This window comes from Saccharothrix sp. NRRL B-16314 (genome assembly GCF_000716595.1).
Lineage (GTDB): Bacteria > Actinomycetota > Actinomycetes > Mycobacteriales > Pseudonocardiaceae > Actinosynnema.
Window position 1 is genome coordinate 303,747 of sequence record NZ_JNXC01000008.1, and the last position, 22,075, is coordinate 325,821.

Annotated in this window: 18 protein-coding genes; 2 read left to right on the forward strand and 16 right to left on the reverse strand. The window is 71.9% G+C overall.

Annotation, left to right across the window (positions count from 1 at the left end):
• Positions 1-149: 149 nt before the first annotated feature.
• From OQ02_RS16340 to OQ02_RS16385, 10 genes are read right to left on the reverse strand one after another with little or no spacing between them, the layout of a single operon-like run.
• Positions 150-770 (reverse strand): adenosylcobinamide amidohydrolase, encoded by a 621-nt coding sequence (locus OQ02_RS16340; RefSeq protein WP_231500062.1) that lies wholly within the window; start codon positions 768-770, stop codon positions 150-152.
• Positions 767-1,600, reverse strand: a complete 834-nt coding sequence (locus OQ02_RS16345) for an ABC transporter permease (RefSeq protein WP_051772383.1) — start codon at positions 1,598-1,600, stop codon at positions 767-769. Before OQ02_RS16345 ends, OQ02_RS16340 begins: the two co-directional genes overlap by 4 nt.
• The gene (locus OQ02_RS16350; protein WP_063747079.1) at positions 1,597-2,550 is read right to left on the reverse strand and encodes an ABC transporter ATP-binding protein; all 954 of its coding nucleotides are present in this window, start codon (positions 2,548-2,550) and stop codon (positions 1,597-1,599) included. Before OQ02_RS16350 ends, OQ02_RS16345 begins: the two co-directional genes overlap by 4 nt.
• Positions 2,535-3,398 (reverse strand): phytanoyl-CoA dioxygenase family protein, encoded by an 864-nt coding sequence (locus tag OQ02_RS40985; RefSeq protein WP_051772384.1) that lies wholly within the window; start codon positions 3,396-3,398, stop codon positions 2,535-2,537. The genes OQ02_RS16350 and OQ02_RS40985 overlap by 16 nt, the downstream gene beginning before the upstream one ends.
• Entirely contained in the window at positions 3,389-4,327 is a 939-nt protein-coding gene (locus OQ02_RS16360; protein ID WP_033439229.1) for an SAM-dependent methyltransferase, read from the reverse strand. Before OQ02_RS16360 ends, OQ02_RS40985 begins: the two co-directional genes overlap by 10 nt.
• On the reverse strand, positions 4,324-4,803 hold the full coding sequence (locus OQ02_RS16365; RefSeq protein WP_033439230.1) for a hypothetical protein: 480 nt from the start codon (positions 4,801-4,803) through the stop codon (positions 4,324-4,326). Before OQ02_RS16365 ends, OQ02_RS16360 begins: the two co-directional genes overlap by 4 nt.
• Positions 4,794-5,990, reverse strand: coding sequence for a phytanoyl-CoA dioxygenase family protein (locus OQ02_RS40990; protein ID WP_051772385.1), 1,197 nt, complete (start codon positions 5,988-5,990; stop codon positions 4,794-4,796). Before OQ02_RS40990 ends, OQ02_RS16365 begins: the two co-directional genes overlap by 10 nt.
• Positions 5,991-6,020: 30 nt before the next feature.
• The gene (locus OQ02_RS16375; protein ID WP_051772386.1) at positions 6,021-6,809 is read right to left on the reverse strand and encodes an ABC transporter ATP-binding protein; all 789 of its coding nucleotides are present in this window, start codon (positions 6,807-6,809) and stop codon (positions 6,021-6,023) included.
• On the reverse strand, positions 6,806-7,939 hold the full coding sequence (locus OQ02_RS16380) for a FecCD family ABC transporter permease (RefSeq protein ID WP_081915688.1): 1,134 nt from the start codon (positions 7,937-7,939) through the stop codon (positions 6,806-6,808). Before OQ02_RS16380 ends, OQ02_RS16375 begins: the two co-directional genes overlap by 4 nt.
• Complete coding sequence (locus tag OQ02_RS16385) at positions 7,926-8,714, reverse strand: ABC transporter substrate-binding protein (protein ID WP_197043359.1); 789 nt, start codon at positions 8,712-8,714, stop codon at positions 7,926-7,928. Before OQ02_RS16385 ends, OQ02_RS16380 begins: the two co-directional genes overlap by 14 nt.
• Before the next feature lie 951 nt (positions 8,715-9,665).
• On the opposite strand from OQ02_RS16385, the gene OQ02_RS16390 reads away from it, so the two are divergent.
• On the forward strand, positions 9,666-10,196 hold the full coding sequence (locus tag OQ02_RS16390; RefSeq protein WP_081915689.1) for an EF-hand domain-containing protein: 531 nt from the start codon (positions 9,666-9,668) through the stop codon (positions 10,194-10,196).
• Positions 10,197-10,292: 96 nt separating this feature from the next.
• Complete coding sequence (locus OQ02_RS16395) at positions 10,293-11,468, forward strand: cytochrome P450 (protein WP_033439233.1); 1,176 nt, start codon at positions 10,293-10,295, stop codon at positions 11,466-11,468.
• 22 nt (positions 11,469-11,490) lie between these two features.
• Here OQ02_RS16395 and OQ02_RS16400 read toward each other — a convergent pair whose 3' ends face one another.
• The 6 genes from OQ02_RS16400 to OQ02_RS16425 all read right to left on the reverse strand — a co-directional run bounded on the left by OQ02_RS16400 (position 11,491) and on the right by OQ02_RS16425 (position 22,070).
• A complete protein-coding gene (locus OQ02_RS16400; RefSeq protein ID WP_033439234.1) occupies positions 11,491-12,741 on the reverse strand; it encodes a decarboxylase in 1,251 nt (416 codons plus the stop codon).
• Positions 12,738-14,219 (reverse strand): AMP-binding protein, encoded by a 1,482-nt coding sequence (locus OQ02_RS16405; protein ID WP_051772387.1) that lies wholly within the window; start codon positions 14,217-14,219, stop codon positions 12,738-12,740. The genes OQ02_RS16400 and OQ02_RS16405 overlap by 4 nt, the downstream gene beginning before the upstream one ends.
• Positions 14,220-14,336: 117 nt before the next feature.
• A complete protein-coding gene (locus OQ02_RS16410) occupies positions 14,337-14,885 on the reverse strand; it encodes an EF-hand domain-containing protein (RefSeq protein ID WP_081915690.1) in 549 nt (182 codons plus the stop codon).
• 207 nt (positions 14,886-15,092) lie between these two features.
• Positions 15,093-16,034: an ACP S-malonyltransferase gene (locus tag OQ02_RS16415; protein WP_033439236.1), complete on the reverse strand. Its 942-nt coding sequence runs from the start codon at positions 16,032-16,034 to the stop codon at positions 15,093-15,095.
• Complete coding sequence (locus tag OQ02_RS16420; RefSeq protein ID WP_033439237.1) at positions 16,031-16,927, reverse strand: proline iminopeptidase-family hydrolase; 897 nt, start codon at positions 16,925-16,927, stop codon at positions 16,031-16,033. Before OQ02_RS16420 ends, OQ02_RS16415 begins: the two co-directional genes overlap by 4 nt.
• 1 nt (position 16,928) lies before the next feature.
• Positions 16,929-22,070 (reverse strand): type I polyketide synthase, encoded by a 5,142-nt coding sequence (locus OQ02_RS16425; RefSeq protein WP_081915691.1) that lies wholly within the window; start codon positions 22,068-22,070, stop codon positions 16,929-16,931.
• Positions 22,071-22,075 lie beyond the last annotated feature (5 nt).

Below are 22,075 nucleotides of genomic sequence, written 5' to 3' on the forward strand. Positions count from 1 at the left end.
GGGCGGGGCGGCGCCCGATACCCCGGAACGGCGACGTGGAGATCGCCGCAACATCCCAACCCGGGAAACGCGGACGCGTCCATGGGACCGCCCGACCATCGACGCCATCGTGGCGCACCTCGGCGGGTGGCTCGTGTTCCACGGGTCGGTCAGGACATCGGAGACGTCCGGAGGCCCGCGCGCACGCAGGCGTGTACGACGCGCGCCAACCTGGAGCCGTAGACGGAGCGGGGGCCGCCGTAGCTGTCGAACGGGCCGCTCGTCGGGCAGAGCAGGACCGTGGCGTCGGTCGGCGTGCCGGTGCCGGGCAGGCCGGCTTCGGCCAGCGCTTGGGCTTTCGCCTCGGCCACCGTGGCGACGGCGTTGACGAGTGCGGCCGGGGTGAGGCGCACCGGGAGCAGGCCCACGACGTTGATGGTGCCCGGCAGCCAGGCCAGTTCCTCCTCCCCCGCCGCCCAGGTGCAGTGGGCGCCGATCCCGGTGGTGGCGGTGACGGTCACACCGGAATCGGTCACGGTCACCTGACGCCGCACGTCCAGGGCGGTGAGCAGTCCTGTGCCGGTGCCGGTCAGACCGCACGCGGCGGCCAGTTCGGCGACGTGGTCGCCCGGGTCGTCACGGCGGTAGTCGGACTCGACCGTGGCGTTGACGACCCACTCGCGTTCACCGATGCCGCCGCCGTGCACGGCCGACGAGATGGCGAGCAACGGGCGGTCGAGGCGCCACAGCAGGAGCGGTCTGCCGGCGACCTGGTGGAGTTCCGGTTTCACGTCGATCCCCCTGTTTGCTTGCGAAAGGCCAGGTAGGCGGCGGCGACGCACACCACCGCGAACAGCGACAGTCCCACGAGGTAGCCGACGAGGTCCGCGCGCCAGCCGTCGAGCACCAGCAGCCGGGACGCCTCGTTGGCGTAGGTCAACGGGTTCAGCCGGGCGACCGCCGCCATCCACACCGGCATTGCCGCCAGCGGCACGAAAGCGTTGCTGGCCAACAGCAAGGGCAGAGCGGCGAAACCGCTGACGGTGAAGAACGTGTTGTGCCCGGGACCGAGGTAGGCCAGCGCCAGGAAGATCGCCGTCAGCGCCACAGTGAGAAGCGCCGCCACCAGCAGCACCAGCAGGTGGCCGGGCAGACCGGTGGCCACCCGCACACCGAGGGCGACGGCGACCAGCAGGATGAACGCGACCTGCACGGCGGTCACCAAGACCTGGAACAGCAGCCTGCTCAAGAGGATGGAACCGCGGTTGATCGGCATGCTGAGCAACTTGTGCAAGTACCCGGTTTCCTTGTCCCACAACAACGGCACGGCGCCGCTGATCGCCGAGCCGATGACGGTGGACCCGATCACACCGGGCAGGATGAACCCGGTGTAGTCGTCCGTGCCGACGGTGGCGCGGTCGACCAGCCTGCCGACGCCGAGACCGAAGAACACCAACCAGAACGCGGGTTGGCACAGGGTGAGGACGAGGTGGGCGCGTTCCCGGACCAGTTGCAGGTACCACCGGCGCAGCAGCGCCCGCAGTTCCTGCGCCCACCTGCCGAACCGGTCCGCGCGGAGCGGGACCGAACGGTCGGAACGCCGCCCCGGCGTGACCGTCACGGCCGGCCCTCCGCGGCGCGACCGGTGGAGCGCAGGAACACGTCGTCGAGCGTCGGCCGCTCGTAGGTCGCCCTCAGCACCGCCACGTCGTGCAGCTGCGCCTCGGCCACGACCGCGGGGAGCGCCGAGGGCGCGTCCGCGACGAACACCGACACCTCGTCGTCGACCGCTTTCACCTGCTGCACCCAGGACAAACCGCTGAGCACCTGTCGGAGCCGGTCCGCCTGCCGGGTTCGGACCACGACCACGTCGGCCCCGAACTTCCGCTTCAGCTCGGCGGGCGTCCCGGTCACCACACCGCGGCCCCGGTCGAGGATCGTCACGCGGTCGCACAGCGCGTCCGCCTCGTCGAGGTAGTTCGTGGCCAGCAGGACCGTCCCGCCGCCGTCGCGCAGTTCCCTGACGTGGTCCCAGACCTGGCGCCTGGACGGCACGTCCAGCCCCAGCGTCGGTTCGTCCAGGATCAGCACGTCGGGTCGGTGCAGCAGCCCGCACGCGAGGTCCAACCGGCGTTGCATGCCGCCGGAGTACTCCGACACGAGCCGGTCGGCGTCGGGCAGCAGGCCGAGCAGGTCCAGCACCTCGGCCACCCGCCGATCCCGGTCCCGGCGGGGGATGTGGTGCAGGTCCGCCTCGATCTCCGCGCTCTCCCTGCCGGTGAGCAGGTGCCGGACTCCCTTCTCCTGCGGCACGTACCCGATGTGGCGGCGGGCGCGGGCCGGGTCCCGCCGCACGTCGAGGCCGGCGACGCGGGCGCTGCCGGAGGTGGGTGCCAGCAGCGTCGTCAGCATGCGGATCGTGGTGGTCTTGCCCGCGCCGTTCGGACCGAGCAGGCCCATCACCTGCCCGGTCGGCACCCGCAGGTCGAGGTCGCACACCGCGTGGCGATCGCCGAAGACCCGGCCGAGGCCGCTCGTCGTGATCGCCTCGCCGGTCACGGGTTCGGCCACGCCGGCTTGCGGGAGTAGTCCATCATGCGGTCCCGGTCCGGGCCGTCGTAGGTCGGCAGCAGCTCACCGAACGGGGTGCCTGCCAGCGGGTGGTCGGGGTCCTCCCACCAGCCGACCGGCGGCTGGCAGAACTGGTTCGTGTAGTGCGCGCGGAACTCCGCGGGCAGCGAGGAGAAGTGCGGCACCAGCAGCAGGTCCACCGCGGTCCGCCACGCGTCGGTCGTGTTCGGGTGGGTGGAGTGGATCACCCGGACGTCACCGATCACGAGGTCGCCGGGCTGCGCGAGCACGTCGACCTCGCCCGGCCACGACTGGTGGGACGGCGAGTCCGCGGGCTGGCCCTCGATCTCCAGGGTGTGCGGTTCCGGGAGGTCGTGCAGCGGGTGGCGGGCGAGGTGGCTGCCCGGGATCGCCCGCAGGCAGCCGTTCTCGGGCGTGGTGGGGTGCAGGTAGAGCATGCAGAACAGCTGGGTCGGCTCCACGACGTACGTGCGGGGCGTGCCCCAGGCCCACCAGTCCTGGTGCCACCACAGCCCCGGTGACCGCGGTGGTTTCGCGATCACGTAACCGTTGATCCACTTCGGGTCGGTCATGCCCAGGTCGCGGAACGCCTCCTGGACACCCCGCGACAGCAGGACCGCGACGAGTTCCGGATCGTCGTAGCGCACCGGGATGAGGCTGCCGTGGTGGGAGAACCGCTCGAAGTGGTCGCGCGGCTCGGCGTCGAGCTTTCGCCGGGCCAGTTCCGCCAGCCCGTCCAGCTCGGCTTGGTCGAGCACCCCGGGCACGAGGCAGAAACCGTCCCGGCCAAGGCCCTCGACGAGTTCGGTGTTGGTCTTCACGTCCATGCCGGGTCCTCTCGCGGGACGGGCCGGCGGGGTTTGCGCACCAGAAGCCGCCGGTAGGTCATGCGGTGATCGCGGTACAACTCCAGGGTGAGGTTCACCGCGGCGATGAACTCGTCGAGCATCATCTTCCCGTAGGCGGGCCGGCCGGGCAGGACGTGCGGGTCACCGGGCCAGTCGGCGAGCACCCTGGGGGCGAAGTAGCTGCGCATCTGGTGCTCGAAGTGCTCGGCCATGGGACCGCGGCCGATGTGCCCGAGGTCCATGATCGCCTCGGCGGGAGGGAACCCCGCCGCGAGCAGTTCGTGCTCGATCCGGTCCGTGTGCGTGAAGTGCGGGTAGCGGAAGTGGGCCGACAACCGCTCGATGTCGTGGTGGTCGGCCAGCGGCGTGAGCATCCAGTCGTCCACCACGAACCGCCCGTCCGGCCGCAGCGCCTCGAAGACACGGGTGAACGCGGCTTGGTGGTCGGACACCTGGTAGATCATGTTGATGCTGACCGCCACGTCGTACGGCCCCTCGGGCAGTTCGCGCTGGCAGTCGGCGACGTGCACCCGGACCGTGTCGCGGAACTGCGGGTGGCGTTCGGTGATCCGCCGGTGGGTCGTGGCGTGCGCGACGGAGTTGGTGACCGAGGTGACCGACACGCCGTAGTGCTCGGCCAGCAGCCGGGCCGGCCCGCCGACACCGCCGCCGATGTCGAGGACGTGCTCCCCGGGAACGAGCTTCGCCAGCCTGCCCACGTCCAGCGTGTGGTCCCTCGACCCCCGCCACCACTGCTCGCCGTCGGCCCACATCTCCGTGTCCGCGACCATCGGCGGGTGCAGCAGGTCCCTGGTGAAGTAGGCGTGCAGCCCGGCGCCCGGGACGCCGACGTGCGCGCCGACGATGTCCGACGTGTAGTGCTCCTGGGGTGGGCTGGACGCGGTCATGCCCGGAACCCGAAGGTGGCGACGAACGCGAAGTCCGTCGCGCTGTTGCTCAACCGGACGAGCAGGAAGTCGTCGTACAGGCCCGGCGGTACTTCGGTGTCCACCGCGACCCGTACCCCGAGGAACGCCGGGAAGGTCAGCCCGGACAGGTCGACCTCCACCTCCTTGGTGTTGTCGTCGGCGCTGGTGAGGCGTTCGGAGGCCAGCACGGTGGGTGTGCTGTGGTTCGGGTCGGTCGGGTCGGGCACGTAGGCGGTCACCGTGATCAGGTGTCCCGGGTAGCCCTGGAAGGTCTGCACGTCCCGGGTGCGCACGACCAGCGTCGTCGTGTCCGCGGCCGTGGGGTCGGTCTTGTCCAGCGTGAGTGGTAACTCCACACCGAGACCGCTGTAGGCGGCGTTGCCGTGGATGCCCGGCTCGTCGCCCAAGTGGATGCGACCTTGCCACACGAGTTCTGCCTGCGGGCTCAGCGCCATGATGTCCTCCTGGGATCGTCGTTGTCGTGGTCCTGGTCTGGGAGTGAGCGCAGCAGGGCGGCGGCCTCTGCCGCGACCGCCGGGTCCCCGCTGTGCTCGGCGGTGACCCGCAACGCACTTGCGGCGGCGGGGTCGTGGCGGCGGCCGGCGGCGATCGCTTCGCGTTCCCGCGCCGCGTCGGCTCGCGGGTCGTAGTCCGCGAGGACGAGCGGCAGCCCTCGCCAGTAGTGCGCCAGCGGGTCGTCCCGACCCCGACCCGGCCAGGTGCGGTAGACCTCGTCCCAGTCGCCGTCGTCGAGTTCGACGGAGTCGCGGCAGACCGGCTCGTCGAGCGGCTGGTAGCGGCAGTCCGCGGACAGCCGCAGGCCACCGGTGTTGGGGCTGCCGCCGTGCACCGTGTACGCGGTGAACACGAGGACGTCGCCGGGGTCCATCGGTCCGCTGTGGACCACGTCGACCGGTAGATCTGTCTCCCAGCCGACGATCGTCCCGGCGCACAGCCGCAGGGGCAGCAGGCCGTCGCGGTGTGACCGGGGCACGATCGTCAGGCCGCCGGTCTCCGGCGTGACGGGGGCGAGCGGGGTCCAGGCGGTGAGGGTGCGCGGAGAGCCCTGCACGCCGGGGTGGTCCTGGTGCAGGCCGCTGACGACCAGCGAACGCTCGGGCGCGACGAACCGCAGCACCTTGCGGGGGTGGACGAAAACCGGTTCGCCGAGCAGGGATTCCACCACGGCGAGGAGGGCGGCGGAGTGCATCAGCGCGTGCAGGTCGCGCAGGCGCCACATCGCCTTCAGGACGGCCTGGCGGGTCGGTTCGGGGCACCGGGCCATGGCCTCGGCATCGACGGCAGGCAGGGCCGCGCCGGTTGGCTGGGGTGTGCCCGCTCCGGTCGGCTGGGGTGTCCACGCTCCACCAGGCTGCGGTGTCCACGCTCCGCTCGGCTGCGGTGTCTCCGCTCTGCCCGGCTGCGGTGTCCCCACTCCGCTCGGCTGCGAGGTGCCCACCGTCCTCGTGCGCAGCCAGCCCGCGTCGGTGGCGAGCGCCAAGACCTGGTGGCGCACCCGCGCAACCTCGGCCGCCGGCAGCACGTTCCGCAGGTAGAGGTAGCCCTCGTCGGCCAGGCGGTCGACCAGGCGAGCACGTTCAGCGAGCAGTCCCGTGGAATCGGTGTAGGGCAGCTGTTCCACGGGCCCTCCTCTGTGTTCCCGATGTGCGGTTCAGCGGGCTCGGACGGGCACCACTAGCGGCCCGTCGCCGGTGTCGATCACCCGGACCCGCGCCTGGTAGTGGGTGGCGAGCGCGGCTTCGGTGATCACCTCGCGCGGCGTGCCGTCGGCCACCACGCGACCACCGGCGAGCAAGACCACCCGATCGGCATACGCACCGGTGATCGACAGGTCGTGCATCGTGGTCAGCACGGTCAGCTCGTGGTCGCGGCGCAACGCGTCCACCAGGTCCAGGACTTCCTGCTGGTGGCCGATGTCCAGCGCACTGGTCGGCTCGTCGAGCAGCAGCAACCGCGCCTGCTGGGCCAGGGCACGGGCCAGGAAGACCCGCTGGAGCTCACCACCCGACAACGTGGTCAGCACGCGGCCGGCGAAGCCGTACAGCTCCAGCCCGACCAGCACCTCGTGCACCACGTCGAGGTCGGCGGCCGACTCGCGACCGAACCGGGGGATGTACGCGGTGCGGCCGAGCAGGACGTAGTCGAGCACCGTGACACCCGGCGGCACCACCGGCGACTGGGCGACGGAGGCGACGAGGCGGGCCCGCTCGCGGTGGCGTATCCGGCGCGCTTCCCGGCCGAGCAGGTACGCCTCACCGGTCGCCGGAACCAAACCGGTGACCGCCCCGAGGAGGGTGGACTTGCCGGCCCCGTTCGGCCCGATGATCGTCACCCACTCACCGGCGTGGACGGCCAGGTCGACCCCGTCGATGATGCGGTTGCCGCCCAGCTCCACCCTCAAATCCCGGGTCTCGATCACCGGGTCGGCGGCGGCGGTCACGAGCGTGCCACCGTGCTGGTGCGCAGCACGAGGACGAAGAACGGCGCACCCAGGAACGCGGTGACCACGCCGATGGGCACCTCTGCGGGCGCGGCGGCGGTGCGCGCCACCAGGTCGGCCAGCACCAGGAACGCGCCGCCGACCAACGCGGAGACCGGGAGGATGGTGCGGTAACCGACGCCTGCGAGCAGCCGGACGGTGTGCGGCACGATGATGCCCACGAAACCGATGAGCCCCGAGACCGACACGGCCGCCGCCGTGCCCAGCGACGCCGCGGCCGTCAGCAGGTACCGCGTGCGCTGCGGGTCGAGTCCCAGCGCGGAGGCCTCCGCGTCACCCACCGACAGCACGTCCAGGTCCCGTCGGTGCAACAGCACCACCACGGCGGTCACGACCGCGTAGGGCAGCACCAGCAGGACGTCGCGCCACCCCGCGGTGCCGAGCCTGCCCAACAGCCACGAGTAGACCTCGCGGATGGCGTCGGCGTCGCGTTGCATCAGGAACGTCTGGCCGGCGGCCAAAAAGGCCGACACCGCGACGCCCGACAGGATCAGAGTGGACGGAGTCCGGTCACCGCCCCGCGACGACGCGAGGGCGTAGGTCATCGCGACGGCGGCGATCGCGCCGACGAACGCGGCCAGCGGAGTGCCGAACGGCAACGCCCCGGTCGCGTCACCACCGCCGCTGCGGCGCAACGTGATCACCGCCGTTACGCCCAGGCCCGCGCCGGCCGCCACGCCCAGCAGGTGCGGGTCGGCCAGGGGATTGCGGAACACGCCCTGGTAGCACGCGCCGGCCAGCGCGAGCAGCCCGCCCACCAGCAGCCCGAGCACGGCCCTCGGCAATCTCAGTTCCAGCAGCAGCGCCTGCTGCCGCTCGGTCAACCCGCTGTCCAGGTCGACGCCCGGGATCAGACCAGCCAGTTCCCGCGCCACACCCGACAGGGGCAGGGTGACCGGCCCGACGCTGACACCGACGACCAGCGCGCCGAACGCCGCTGCCAGGCCCACCACCAGCCACACCGGGCGCAGCCGCGCGGGCCGCAGCGGAACGCGGACGGGAGCCTGCTGCGCCGGGGTCCCGCTGTCGGCGCGCTTCACCACGACGAGGGAACCCTCACCCGGACTCATCCACCGCGTCCGCGATCACCCGGACCAACTCGACCACGCGCGGCCCCCAACGCGAGGCGATGTCGTCGTCCAGAGCCACGATCCGGCCCTCCCGCACCGCCGTGATCGCGCTCCAGCCCGGCCGCTCCTTGACCGTCTCCGGGCTCTGCGCGCAGCACTTGGTGTCGGCGAGGAAGATCAGGTCGGGGTCGGCCTGGATCAGGAACTCCGCGGACAGCTGCGGGTAGCCGGCGTTGACCTGCTGCGGGTCCACGGCGTCGGCCACGTTGACCAGGCCCACCTGGTCGAACAGCGACCCGACGAAGGTGTTGCCGGTCACCGAGTACAGCGACTGGTCCAGCTCGTAGTAGTACGTCGGCTTGTCCGCGCGCTTCGGCGTGTCCGCGAGGATCTTGCCGATGTCGTCCTTCATCCGCCGCACGACGTCAGCGGCCTCGGGGACCTGCCCGGTGAGCCGGCCGAGGTCGCCGAGCTGGGTGTACGTGTCGTCCAGCGTCTGCGCCGGACCGGCGAGGTAGACGGGGATCTTCAGCGTGCCGAGCTGGTCCCTGATCTGGTTGAGGTCGTTGGAGATCACGACCAGGTCGGGTTCGTAGGAGGCGATGGCCTCCGCGTTGGGCTGGAACCCCGACAGGTCCGACCTGGGCGCCTCGGCCGGGTACGTGGAGTTGTCGTCCACCGCGACGACCTGGCTGCCCGCGCCCATGGCGAACAGCATCTCGGTGGCCGTAGGCGCCAGCACCACGATCCGCGTGGGCCGTTCGGGCAGGGTCACCGAGCCGACGGTGACCGGGAACTCGGCCGTCTCGGCGGCTCCCTGAGGTGAGGGCTCGGGGGGTTCGGCAGTGCCACAGGAACCGACCAGAGCACTCGCCACCAGGACGGCCACAACACGAAGACGAAAAATACTCGACACCCACTCCCCCTAGTCGAACAGGTGTGGCGCGTCCGAACAAGGCAATCGTGATGCCACAGACCCCGCGACCGCACACCTGCCAAGTCAACCTAGCCGGTACATCCCATGTCTGCGATACCCCATCAGGGGTAATCACTGGAAAGTCCCGAGTTCAGCAAGAGATTCACCTTGAGAAGTCAAGGATATTCCACTCGATTCGGTAAGGTTGCGCGGCCTCGGAGTTCTTTGCCATCGCGGCGATGGACACCTCGTCACTCCGGCGAGGCCGGCGTCGCGCTCCTCGACTGAGGCACCACCACACGAGCAGGCGCACCACGCAGACGCCCTGCACCGCAGCCTGTCCACGACATGCCCGGGAACGAAGATCGTGGTCGGACAGGCGGACAGCTGCTGCCGGCGGGTCGAGCGGCTGATGCGCCAGGCGGGCTCCACGGGCCGCACCTGGCGAGACCTCTCAGGTTCGTCGCTGGGCCGGCCGGCCGGAGCGGCGACCTGTCGCGGCGCAAGGAGCCGATAGGCCAGTCTTATCGCGCAGTTCGACGCCCTGTCGACCACGGATCACACTGGTTCCTGTCCTTCCCGGCCACGCTGCGTGCGGTATCGGCGGCGGCCAGCGGAAGTCGCCTTTCCTGGCTTTCGCGGCGGCGTTGACGTGTCACGGGTTCCGGCACCGTGACCGTCGATCTCAACCCTCACGACGAGGATGCCTTGTGCTCCGCACCGAGACGCGGTTTCACGATCGGGGGATGCGGCCTTGTCTGCCACGTGACATGCCTCTATACCTGGTTGCACGTCTGGTGTGGAGGTTGGATGACTACTGCCGGTCTGTCCGTCCGAAAACGGGAGAAGATGTTCGCGCGGCTCGACCGCGACGGTGACGGGGTGGTCGACGAGGATGACGTCCACGACCACATCGACCTGCTCTTGGCGGCCTTCGGGATCGCGGCGGACGCGCCGGAGGCGGTGCGGTTCCACCTCTGGGGTGACCAGCTGTGGGAGGCGTTGAGCCGCGCCGAGCCTGGTGGCAGGCGGCTGATTTCCAAGGCTGGTTACGTACACCTGATCGACGCCGAACTGGTCGATCGGGTGTACGTGCCGATGAACCGCACCCTGTTCGCCATCGCCGACGCGGACGGGGACGGGCTCGTCACCCGCGCGGAGTTGGCGAAAGCGCTGGGCATCGACGGCATGTCCGAACCGGACCTGAACGCCGCGCTCCAGCGACTCGACCGCGACGGCGACGGCCTGATATCCCGTGCCGACCTGGACCAGGCGACTCGGGAACTCTTCCTCAGCGACGACCCCGAGGCCGCGGGCAACCTCCTGCTCGGTTCGTCCTGATCGCGCGTACGGCTCTGGTGCACCGAGAAGCACACCGCGGGAACCGGTCGAGGTCAGGCCCCGACCGTCCACTCACGACATGGGAGAACGAGCGGCATGACCACGGGCACCGGGGTACCGTCGTTGACGGACCTGCTGAGGACGAAGCGGGAGTCGGAGCCGGTCAGCCTGGATCCGGCGACCGGGTTGTGGCACGTGTACCGGTACGCCGACGTCCTCCGTGCGCTCACCGCGCCGGCGTTGTTCTCCAGCGACGTCGGTTCGTTCGTGCCGCCCCGGCAGGAACTCGCCACGGTCCTGGTCGGCAACTTCGTGCGGATGGACCCCCCTTCGCACGCGACGTACCGAAGCTTGGTGGGGCACGCTTTCGCCCCGAAGGTCGTGGCCTCGCTCGGTCCTCGGATCGAGGCGTGCGCGGACCGGTTGCTGGACGCCGTTGCGGACCAGGAGCGGTTCGACTTCGTCGCAGCGGTGGCGAACCCGCTACCGCTGCTCGTCCTCGGTGAGGTGCTCGGCCTGCCGACGGACCAAGGGGATCTGCTCAACCGCTACTCGAACGCCGTCGTGTTCGACGACGGGATCGCCGGCTTCCTGGACGAGGACGTGGTGTCCGTCGCTGCGCCCGTGCTCACGGAAATGCGGAACCACCTGCTGGAGCAGATCGACCGCCACCGGTCCGCTCCCGGCACCGGTCTGCTCGGCGAGTTGGTCACCGCCGAGGTCGACGGCAGGCCGGTGACCGACGACGAACTCATCGGGTTGACCACGCTGATCCTGACCGCCGGCCACGTCACCACCACCGCCTCGCTGGGCAACGCCCTCCTGTGCCTGGACCAACACCCCGACGTGGTCGCGGAGTTGCGGGCGGACCCGTCCCTGCTTCCCGGCGCGTTCGAGGAAACGCTGCGGGTGCGCCCGCCGTTCACCTGGGGCACGCGGATTGCCCTGGAGGACGTGCGGTTGGGCGGACAGGACATCCCGGCGGGCTCGATGCTGGCCGTCTGGCTGGCTTCGGCCAACCACGACGAAGCCAAGTTCACGGCACCGGACGTCTTCGACATCCGTCGCACTCCCAACCCGCACCTCAGCCTCGGCAAAGGCATCCACTTCTGCCTGGGAGCGGGCCTTGCCCGACTGGAAGCGCGCATCGTGCTGAAGCAGCTGCTCGATCGGTACGGCGAGATCGACGTGGTGGCCGGCGACGTGGAGCACTACGCCGCGGACAGCGTCCAGGCCGCGAAGTCCCTCCCGCTGCGCGTGACGCGCAAGTGATCGGTCCCGCTCGGGAACGGCGTCACCCGGTCGGCACCGGCTCGCCGAGGTCCACCGGTGACCGGTCGACCCGCCGGTACTCCAGGCTGGACACCGACACCACCCGACCGGAGCGGAGAACGACCTCGGTCGGCGCCGGGCGTCCGAGGAACGCCACAAGGCTGGCGGTGGGCCCGTAAGCACCGGCGTTGGGGATCGTCACCACGTCCCCCGGTTCCAGGTCCGGCACGGGGACCTGCCGGCCGAGCACGTCGCCCGGGGTGCACAGCGGACCGGTGAGGGTGGCGGGTCCGCTCGCAGCGGCGGCCTGCTCGACGGTGACACCGATCGGCAGCAGGCGACCGAGGCCCGACAGACCGCCGAACACGTTGACACCCCCGTCCAGCACGACGAAGCGCCGCCCGCGGCTGTGCTTGACGTCCACCACCCTGCACACCAGCTCGCCGCAGTCGCCGACGAGGTACCGGCCCGACTCGGCGATCACGGCAGGTTCACCGCGCCGCCACCCGGGCAGGTGGTCGTCGAGCACGGCCCCCAGACCGTCCTTCAACCCGGGATAGCGCGGTCGCTCCCCGGGGGTGGCGTACGGCGTGGCGAAGCCACCGCCGATGTCCACCACCCGCATCGGCAACCCGGCGTCGCGCAGGACGGCTGCCGCGGAGGCGGTGTTGGTGAACTCCGCCAGCAGCGCGGCTTCGTCCCTGGCGCCGCTGAGCGGGAAGAAGTGGGCGCCGACGAGTCGGGTGCCCCGGACCCGCAGGAGGTCGGAGAGCAAGGCCGGCACGGTTTCACCGTCGACACCGAACTGGGAGGGCGTCCCGGTCATCCGGAGGCCGGTGGCGCCGCCCGGCGCGGCGGCGTTGACGCGGAGCAGGCAGTCGACCTCCACGCCGCGGTCGGTGGCCGCCACGCCGATGCGGCGCAGGTCGCCCGGTGACTCCGCCGAGAACAGCCGCACCCCCAGCCGGATCGCCTCTCCCAGTTCGCTCGCGGTCTTGCCCGGCCCGGTGTACAGGCAGTGGGCAGCGGGCACGCCCGCGCCGAGGGCCACCGCCAGCTCTCCGGTGGAGGACACCTCGGCCCGGCAGGGGCGGCCCCCACCCCGCAGGGCTCGGACCAGGTCGGGGTGCGGGTTGGCTTTGAGCGCGTAGTGGAGGGTGATCGGTTCCGGCAACGCCGACAGCAGGTCGTCGCGCGCGGCGTGGACGCGATCGAGGTCGTAGACGTACAGCGGAGTGCCGAAGCGCTGGGCCAGTTCCGCTCGTCGATTCACCGGGAAGTGCCTTCCAGCAGGGCGTGCAGCTCGTCGGTCGCGGGTTTGCCCTGGCCGGTCAGGGGCAGTCGGGGCACGACCAGGCAGGTAGCCGGGACCTTGGCCGGTTCCAGTCGGGCGGCGAGTTCGCGCAGCACCGCGTGGGAGTCGACGTCGCCTTCGACGCACACGGTCAGGTCGTGGTGGTCCGAGGGCGCCAGGACGACGGCCGCGCGCACACCGCGGATGTCGGTGGCCGCCGCTTCGACCTCCGTCGTGCTGACCCGGACGCCCTTGCGCTTGAACACGCCGTCGTGGCGACCGTCGAAGTAGAGGTAACCGTCCTCGTCGAGGTGGCCTTGGTCGCCGGTGTGCAGCACGTGGCGACCGTCGCGGTCCACCCGGAAGGTGCGTGCTGTCAGCTCGGGCGCGCGCCAGTAGCCGGGCATCACGTGGGGTCCGTTGACGACGATCTCACCGGTGGCACCGCACGGCAGTTCCGTGCCGTCCGGGCCGAGCACCCGCACGGCGGTGCCGGGCAGCGGCCTGCCCACGGAGCCCGGTCGCTCCCGGTCTTCCTCCGGGGGCATGATGCTGATGCGCTTGCACTCCGTCTGCCCGAACTGGCGCACCACCCTGGCGCCCGGGAAGACCTTCCTGAGGGCGTCGATCGTCGGCTGCGACAGCACCGCGCCGGTGCTCGTGATCATGCGCACCGCGGTCTGCTGCTCGCCGCCGCGCTCCCACAAGGTGGTGATCATGGTGGCGAGCGAGGGGACCAGTGGCAGCACCGTGGCGCCCGAGTCGCGGACGCGGTCGAGCAGCCGGAGGTCGTCGTGCGGCTGGGCGACGACCAGCTCCGCACGTCCCAAGCAGCACAGCAGGACCTGGTGCAGGCCGTAGTCCCACGACATCGGCAGCCGGCTGAACACCACGTCGCCGCGCCGGTATCGCAGTTCGGCGTTGATCGCGGAGGCGACGAAGGTCACCTGGGAGTGCGGGCACATGACGGCCTTCGGGGTGGCGGTGCTCCCGGAGGTGTAGATGAGCAGCGCGAGGTCGTCGGGTGAAACCCGGCCTGTGGCAAGGGCATCGCGGTCGACGGGCGTGGTCGACGCCTCGGCCCACGCTTCGACGCGGTCGCGGATCGGGCACCGGGCCAGGCCGCGGATGCGGTCGATGTCGTCTGCCAACACCAGTGCCGGGTCGGCGTCGCCCAGCACGGCGGACAGGTGGAACGGCCGCATCGCGGGGTCCAGCGGCACGAGGACCGCGCCCAGGCGGGAGCAGCCGAACAGCATCGCGGCCAGGCCGGCCGCCGGCGGGGAGACCACCACCACCCGGTCGCCCCGACGTACCCCGTTGTCCCCCAGCCAGCGGGCGAACGCCGTGCTGAGCTCGCCCAGCCGACGATAGGTCCACCGGAGCGTGCCGACGCGGACGGCCGGTTCGGCGCCCGCGGTCGCGATCGCGTCGTCGAGCAGGTCGTGCACCAACACGTTTCCGCTCCTCGTGGTTCTCGGGCCGACGGGGGCCGACTGTGCCGACGACAATGCACAACGCCCTGCCAGTGCCGGTGCCCAGGAGTGGACACCGGCACTGGCAGGGCGTAGCGGTCAGACCCGGCCGGTCAGGTTGTCGGCCGCCGAGTCGGAGGCGGTGTCCTGGTAGAACTGGCGGCCGTACTTGCGGAACTCCTCCTTGCCGAGCTTGCCGTCGCCGTTGCTGTCCAGGGAGCTGAACGCCTCGGTGGCGCGATCCTGGTCGATGCCCAGCGCGGTCTGGTGGTGGGCGAACTCGTCGGCGGTGATCGAACCGTCGTCGTCGGTGTCGATCAACTCGAACAGCCCGTCCACGTACGGGTCCACCATCGCGCGGATCTCCGCGGTGGACATGCTCTCGGCGGCTTGGACGTAGTCCTTCTCGGTGATCTCCGTGCTCTCCGGCCGACCGAGCTTCTTGTTGAGCGACGCGTGCAGGTGCCGGGCGCCGCGCCGGAACGCCTCGGCATCCGCGGATCGCGGGTCTACGCCGAGACTGCTCGCGAGCTCGTCGACGACCCGGTCGACGTCCTGCGGCCCCAGCCTGCCCTTTCCGGAGCCGTCCATGGCGTTGAACGCCATGGAGATCCTGCGCTTGCGGCTATCGGGAGTTGCCGTGGTCATAGCGGGCGCACCCTTCCTGGGAAATCATCCTGATTGTGATGGAAGTCGATGAACGATTCACTCCGGCGACAGTTTCCAACCGATCGTGCCGAACGGGCCGGGACCCCCGCAAGACGGGAGGACTCTGTTCACTCGAAAGAAACTTCCACCCGGACCCCGACCGGCAGAAGTGGGAATATTTCGTTTCCGAATGCCCGGCGAGTGGTCCTACGCGCGTCCCGCTTGACGCGTGACGGCACGCGGGCCGGCCGCGATCACCCGGAAGTGCGCCGTGGTGGCAGGCACCCGACCGAACAGGCTGTCGGGGCCGGCCACGCACACCGCGCCGATCCCGAGGTGGCGCAACGCCGTCACCACCGCCGGCCAGCGCACCGACCTGATCACACCGTCGAGCAGCAACGCGCGCACCTCCCCTGCCGTGGTGACCACCGCGCCGTCGTGGTCCGCGATCAGCGGTACGCGTGGCTCGCCGAACGCGAACCGGTCCAGCACCTCGACGTCGAGGCGCTGCCGCAGCGGCGCGAAAGCCGGCGCGTGCGTCGGCGGGCGCATCGTGTACAACGACAGCGCGCCAATTGACCGCAACCGCCGCCGGAGCCAGTCGAGGTTGTGCTCGCGCAGCGTGACCATGTGGAAATCGTGGTCCACGGTGCACGATATCTCGCACCATTCGTCACGCCCGGCCAAATCCGCTATCAATTCGTCCACCCGGTCGCGTGGCGCACGCGCGAACGAATGGGTGACCACGTCGCGGTGGTGCTCGTCGAAGTAGTCCGACACGGACCGCGCCAACAGGGCGGTCAATGTGATCGTGTCGGCGACCGACAGCACGCCGGTGAAGGCCAAGGCGGAACGCAGGCCGAAGCTGGGTGCCGCGCACACGACCGGTCGCACGCCGAGTTCGCGCTCCGCCCAGTCCGCGAGGGCCAGGCAGCTGATCAGGAAACCGACCTGGACCGCCTCGGCGTAGTCGTCCCCGGCGTCCCGGAACGCCTCGCGGACGCGGTACCCCAGCACGTCGTCGGCCAACGCGCACAGCTCGCGCGCGACCGGGTCGGTGGTGAGCAGTCCCGCGACCGACTCCCACGGGCACGGCCCCATGCCGGGGAAGACGAGCGCGGTGCCGGCGTCCGGCGCTGCCCCGGTCACACCAGGCTCCCGAGGAAGTCGGTGAGCACGGCGTCGAACAGGGCCGGTTCCTCCAAGTGCGGCAGGTGGCTCGACCGCGGGAAGACGACCCGGCGCGCGTGCGGGGTGATCCGCCGGAACGGCTCCATCGCGGCCGGGGTGACCTCGTCGTGCGCGCCGGACAGCAGCAGCACCGGTACCTCGACGGGGGAGCGCTCGCACAGGGAGAAGTCGCACAGGGAGCCGGTGACGTGGAACTCGGCGGGGCCGTTCATCGCCAGGTACACCGCCGGATTGCCGCAGATCTCCCAGTGGGAGGCGAGGAGGTCGCGCGGCCACGGGACGATCCGGCACACGTGCCGGTCGTAGAAGACCTGGCACGCCTCCTGGTACTCCGGCTCGTCGGTGGTGCCCGCGGCCTCGTGCCGGGTCAGCACGGCGGCCACGTCAGCGGGTAGTCGCGTGCGCAGCACGGCCAGTTCCCGACGCCACAAGGGGTAGGACGGTGGCGCGTTCGCGACCACCAGGCCGCGCAGTCCGGTGGGCCGGGTCTGGGCGTGCGCGGTGGCCAGCACGCCGCCCCACGAGTGCCCGATCAGCACGTAGTCGTCGGCGATGCCGAGCCTGCGGAGCAGGTTGTCCAGCTCGGCCAGGAACAACTCGGTGGTCCAGAACTCGGAAGGGCGGTCGGCCAGTCGGGTGGAACCGCCGTTGCCGAGTTGGTCGTAGTGCACCACCGCCCAGTCCTCGCGGGCCAGTTCGGACAGTCTCAGCAGGTAGTCGTGCGTGCTGCCGGGACCGCCGTGCAGCACGACGGCGGTCGGCCGGTCGGCGGAAGGCTCGCCGGTGACCCTGTACCAGGTCCGGTATTCCCCGAACGGAACGGTTCCCTTGTCGGTCGGAGTCGGGTGCACGTCACACCACCGTCCGGTCCAGCCAAGCGCGGACGACGCGCGCTGTCTCGTCGGCCGCCTCCTCGATCATGGTGAAGTGGTTCGCCCGCACGTCGACCACCTCGTCGGCGGCGCTCCAGTTCGCCCGCCAGCCGTGCCCGCCGCCCGGTGCGTCCGAGGGCGGGGGCACCACCCACCGGTCGGAGCGGACCAGCAGGGTGGGTGTGTCCAGCCGCCGCACCGGGCAGCTCTCGATGATGCGGGCGTACCACCCCATCCCGGTCAGGCGGTAGTCGGTGAACGGTCCGAACTGCTCCTCGCGCTCGAACAGGATCTCCAGCGTCTGTGCCCAGAACGCTTCGTCGACCCGGATGTCCGGTTGGTAGGAGTCCAGCAGCACCACCGCTCGTGGGCGGACACCCCGGGCTTCGAGCCGGGCGGCCACGGCGTGTCCGATGACGCCGCCCGCGCAGTACCCGAGCAGCACGAACGGTTCCCCGGCCGCGGCGGACACCACGTGGTCGGCGAACCTGCGCAGCAGGGCTCCGGGGGTGGCGGGCAGTTCCTCGTGCGGGTCGAAGCCCGGCATCGGCAGCACGGAGGTGTGCCAGGGGTCGGTGAACTCCGAGGCCAGCCGGGTGAGCTGGTAGGCGCCACCCAGGCCCATCGGCGAGGGCAGGCAGAACAGGCTGGTGCGGCCGGTGCCGAGTCCGTTCGTGACCGGCGCCCCGGGCGGGTCCTCCGGTTCGGCGAAGGTGCGGCGACCGATGTGCGCGGCGGCGGCGAGCAGGTCGAGGCCCTGGTGCAGTCGACCGGAGCGGACCGCGGTGCGGAACAGGTCGCGCAGCGGGTTGGCCGGCGCCGGCTGGCCCGGCGCGTCGGTGACGTCCAGGGCGGACGCCAAGTGCCTCGCCAGGGCGGTCACGTTCGGGTGGTCGAACACCGCGGTCGGCGGGAGGCGCAGACCGGTGGCGGCGCCGAGGGCGTTGCGCAGTTCCACCGCGGTGAGCGAGTCGAGGCCCAGGTCGGGGAAGGGCCGGTGCGAGTCGACCGGGTCGAGGTCGTCCCGTCCCAGCACGGCGGCGACCTGAGCGCGGACGATCCGGGCCACGGCGGGTTCGCGCTCCGCCGGGGACAGCGCCGCCAACCCGCGCCGCAGCGCGTCGGCGTGCGGCGCGGGTGTCGGTGGCCGCGGGTGGCTGGTCACCAGCGGCGCCAGCTTCGGCGCGACCCTCGCCGGATCGGTGTTCCGGTCGAACCACAAGGGGACGAGCACGGGTTCCGGTCGTGCGCGGGTCGCGTCCAGCAGCGCGAGTCCCTGCTCGGCGGACAGGCGCCGGATGCCGCCGCGGTCCAAGCGGGCCTGGTCGGCCGCGGTGGCTCCGGCTGCGACCCCGTCCTGCCACGGCCCCCAGGCCAGGGAGGTCGCGGGCAGACCGAGTGCGGCGCGATGGCGGGCCAGGCCGTCGAGGAAGGCGTTGCCCGCCGCGTAGGCGGCCTGCCCGGGGCTGCCGAGCGTGCCGGCAGCCGAGGAGAAGAGCACGAACCCGGTCAGGTCCAGGTCCGCGGTGAGTTCGTGCAGGTGCCAGGCCGCGTCCACCTTCGGCGCCAGCACGGCGGCGAGCCGCTCGGAGGTGCAGGCGGTGAGCGGGCTGTCGTCGAGCACCGCCGCGCTGTGCACGACAGCGGTCAGCGGACGACCACCGGTCAACGAGCCCACCAGCGACGCCAAGGCGTCCCGGTCGGTCGCGTCGCACGCCGCGAACTCCACCTCGGCGCCCAGGCCGGCCAGTTCCGCGCGCAGTTCCGCCGCACCGGGTGCGGACGCACCGCGTCGGCCGGCCAGGACGATCCGGCCGGCACGCCGTCGGAGGGCGAGGTGCCGGGCCACCAGCAGCCCCAGCGCGCCGGTGCCGCCGGTGATCAGGACGGTGCCGTCGGGGTCCCAGCCGCCCGTGTCCACCCCCGGCTCGACGGGAACCAGCCGGGGCGTCGAGATCCCGGCTCGTCCGGCGCGCAGCTCCGGCTCGCCCCCGACCGACGCGGCGAGCACGGCCGGGTCCGCGGCGCACCGGACGTCCTCGACGTCGAGCAGGGTGATGCGGTCCGGGTGCTCCAGCTGCGCCGTGCGGACCAGGCCCCACACGGCCGCGGCGGGCAGGTCCGGTGGCGTGTCCACCGCTCCGCGCGTCACCAGCACCAGTCGGGTGTCGGTGAGCCGGTCGTCGGCCGACCAGGAACCGAGCAACGTCAACACCTCCCGGGTCAGCGCGTGCACGGCCGCCGGGATGTCCACATCGGACGGAGCCACGACGGGGACGAGGAGCGTGGCCGACGCACCCGCGCGGACTGCGGCGAAGTCGGCGCACCGGCGCACGTCCACCCCGGCCCCGGACAGCGCGTCGGCCAGCCCCAGGCGATCAGCGCCCACCACGGCGAACCGGTCGCCCGCAGGCACCGTGGTCGGGGGTGTGTACGTGGACCAGTCCAGCCGGAACAGGGAGTTCGGGGGTACGCGGGCACCGGGCGCCCGCAGGGGGCGGGACACCAGTTCCGCCACCGACAGCACCGGAGTCCCGCTCGGGTCGGTGACCTGGATGGCGACCGAGTCCGGGCCGGTCGGGGAGAGCCGGACCAGCACGGTGTCGCCCGCCCGGGCCCACGAGGTCACGCCGGTCCACGCGAACGGCACGCTGAGCTCCCGGCCCGGCCGGTCGAGCGCCGCCGCGTGCAGCGCGGCGTCCAACAGCACCGGGTGCAGGGTGAACCGGCCTCCGCGCGCCGGGTCCGGCAGGGTGATCTCGGCGAGGAGGTCGTCGCCTTCGCGCCACACCGCGCGCAGAGCCCGGAACGCCGGGCCGTACTCGTAGCCCGCCTCGGCCAGCCGGTCGTAGGCATCCAGCAGGTCGAGCGGCCGGGCTCGCGGCCCCGGCATCGCCGGGGCGTCACCGGGGCCGGTCGCGGTGGCGCCGAGGACACCGGTGGCGTGCCGCGTCCACGGCTCGTCCTCGGCGGCGTCGGCAGGCCGGGAGTGCACGGTCAAGACGCGACAGCCGGAACCGTCGGGCGCCGCGACTGCCACCTGGAGGTGCACCGAGCCGTGCCCGCTCAGCGCGAGCGGCTCGTCCAGCAGTAGTTCCTCCACCACTGGCGCTCCGGCCAGCGCACCGGCCCGCACGGCCAGCTCGACGAACGCGGCGCCGGGCACGAGCACCACCCCGCCGGGTGCGTGATCGGCCAGCCAGGGGTGGGTGGTGGTCGACAACCGGCCGGTGCACAGCAGTTCGCCGGTGCCGGCCGGGCGCAGCACCGCGTCGAGCCACGGGTGACCGGCATCGGCCGCGCCGGGCATGACCGGCCCGCCGCCCTTGTCGTCCAGCCAGTAGCGGCGGTGCTGGAACGGGTAGGTCGGCAGGTCCACGAACCGGCCGGAGCCGACCGGGAGGCGCACCGGCACGCCGCGCGCGTGCAGTCGGGCCAGGGCGGTGATCGCCTGGTCCACCGCCGGGGCGGTGCGCTGGGCGACCGGGATGAACGTGGCGGGGTCGTGGTCGGGCAGGCAGTCCCCTGCCATCGCGCTCAGCACGGCGTCCGGTCCGACTTCGACGAACGTGGCGACCCCCTGCTCGGCGAGGGCAAGAACACCCGCGCGGAAGCGGACCGGTTCGCGAACCTGCCGCACCCAGTAGTCGGGCAGCAGGATCTCCGCACCGGCCGGACGGCCGGTCACCGTGGACACCAGCGGAATCCGGGGCTCGCTGAACCGCAGGTCGCGGATGCGGGCGCCGAACTCGGCCAGCGCCGGTTCGACCAGCGGCGAGTGGAAGGCGACCTCGGTCGCCAGCGCCTTGGTGCGCCGTCCGGCGGCGGCGAAGCGGGCGACCACCGCGGCGACCGCGTCCGCGGTGCCGGACACCACCACCGATTCCGGTCCGTTGACCGCGGCCAGCACCGCTCCGGGTGGCAGCGCCTCGCCCAGTTCCGCTTCGGTGGCGGTGATCGAGGCCATCGCGCCGTTCGGTGCCAACGTGCCCATCAGCCGGGAGCGGGCGGTGACCAGCGCGCACGCATCGGGCAGGTCGAGCACTCCGGCCAGGTGGGCGGCGGCGACCTCGCCCACCGAGTGACCCAACAGGTGGGACGGCGCCAGGCCGTGTGACTCCAGCAGCCGGAACGCGGCGACCTCGAACGCGAACAGTGCCTGTTGGGCGAACAGCGTGCTGTGCAGGCGCGGGTCGTCGGCGGCGGACATGACCTCCCGCAGGTCGTCGTCCAGCAGCGCGCACACCTCGTCCAACGCCCGTGCGAACACGGGGAACGCGGCGGCGAGGTCGCGTCCCATCCCGGCCCGTTGAGCGCCCTGCCCGGTGCACAGCACGGCGAGCCCGCCGGGCAGTGCCCGGCCGCGCACCACTCCCCCGGACGCCCCGTCCTCGGCGAGCGATGTCAGCCCCGTGACGAGGGCTCGTCGGTCCCGGCCGAGGACCACGGCGCGGTGCGTCAGGGCGGCGCGGCCGGTGTGCAGCGTGTGCGCCACGTCGGCCGGGTGCACGTCGGGGTTGTCGTCCACGAAGGTCTTCAGCCGTGCGGCTTGGGCGCGCAGTGCCGGTTCGGTGTGCCCGGACAGTCGCCACAGCACCACGGGCAGGGTGTCGTCGCGGGGTGGTTCGGCCTCGGGGGGTCGCGGGGCCTGTTCGAGGACGACGTGGGCGTTGGTGCCGCTGATCCCGAACGAGGACACCGCCATCCGGCGCGGTCGGTCGGCCTCGGGCCAGGCACAGCGCTCCCCCGCCACCACCACACCGCCCGACGACCAGTCCACCGCTTCCGTGACGCGGTCGGCGTGCAACGTCCGCGGCACCACCCCTTCGCCCATCGCCAGCAGCGCCTTCACCACACCCACCACCCCTGCCGCCGCCTGGGTGTGGCCGAGGTTCGACTTCACCGAACCGACCATGGCGGGATGCTCCCGGTCGGGCCCGTAGACCTCCACCAGCGCGCCCAGCTCGATCGGGTCGCCCAACCTCGTCCCCGTACCGTGCGCCTCCACCACATCCACCTCGCACGCCGCAACCCCGGCATCCGCCAACGCCGCACGGATCACCCGCACCTGCGCACGACCACTCGGAGCCGTCAACCCGTTCGACGCACCATCCGACCCCACCGCCG

Excerpts from the sequence above, each read along its gene's own strand:
- OQ02_RS40985 (WP_051772384.1), bottom strand. The coding sequence starts at position 3,398 with ATGGACGTGAAGACCAACACCGAACTCGTCGAGGGCCTTGGCCGGGAC.
- OQ02_RS16360 (WP_033439229.1), bottom strand. The coding sequence starts at position 4,327 with ATGACCGCGTCCAGCCCACCCCAGGAGCACTACACGTCGGACATCGTC.
- OQ02_RS16365 (WP_033439230.1), bottom strand. The coding sequence starts at position 4,803 with ATGGCGCTGAGCCCGCAGGCAGAACTCGTGTGGCAAGGTCGCATCCAC.
- OQ02_RS16380 (WP_081915688.1), bottom strand. The coding sequence starts at position 7,939 with ATGAGTCCGGGTGAGGGTTCCCTCGTCGTGGTGAAGCGCGCCGACAGC.
- OQ02_RS16390 (WP_081915689.1), top strand. The coding sequence starts at position 9,666 with ATGACTACTGCCGGTCTGTCCGTCCGAAAACGGGAGAAGATGTTCGCG.
- OQ02_RS16395 (WP_033439233.1), top strand. The coding sequence starts at position 10,293 with ATGACCACGGGCACCGGGGTACCGTCGTTGACGGACCTGCTGAGGACG.
- OQ02_RS16410 (WP_081915690.1), bottom strand. The coding sequence starts at position 14,885 with ATGACCACGGCAACTCCCGATAGCCGCAAGCGCAGGATCTCCATGGCG.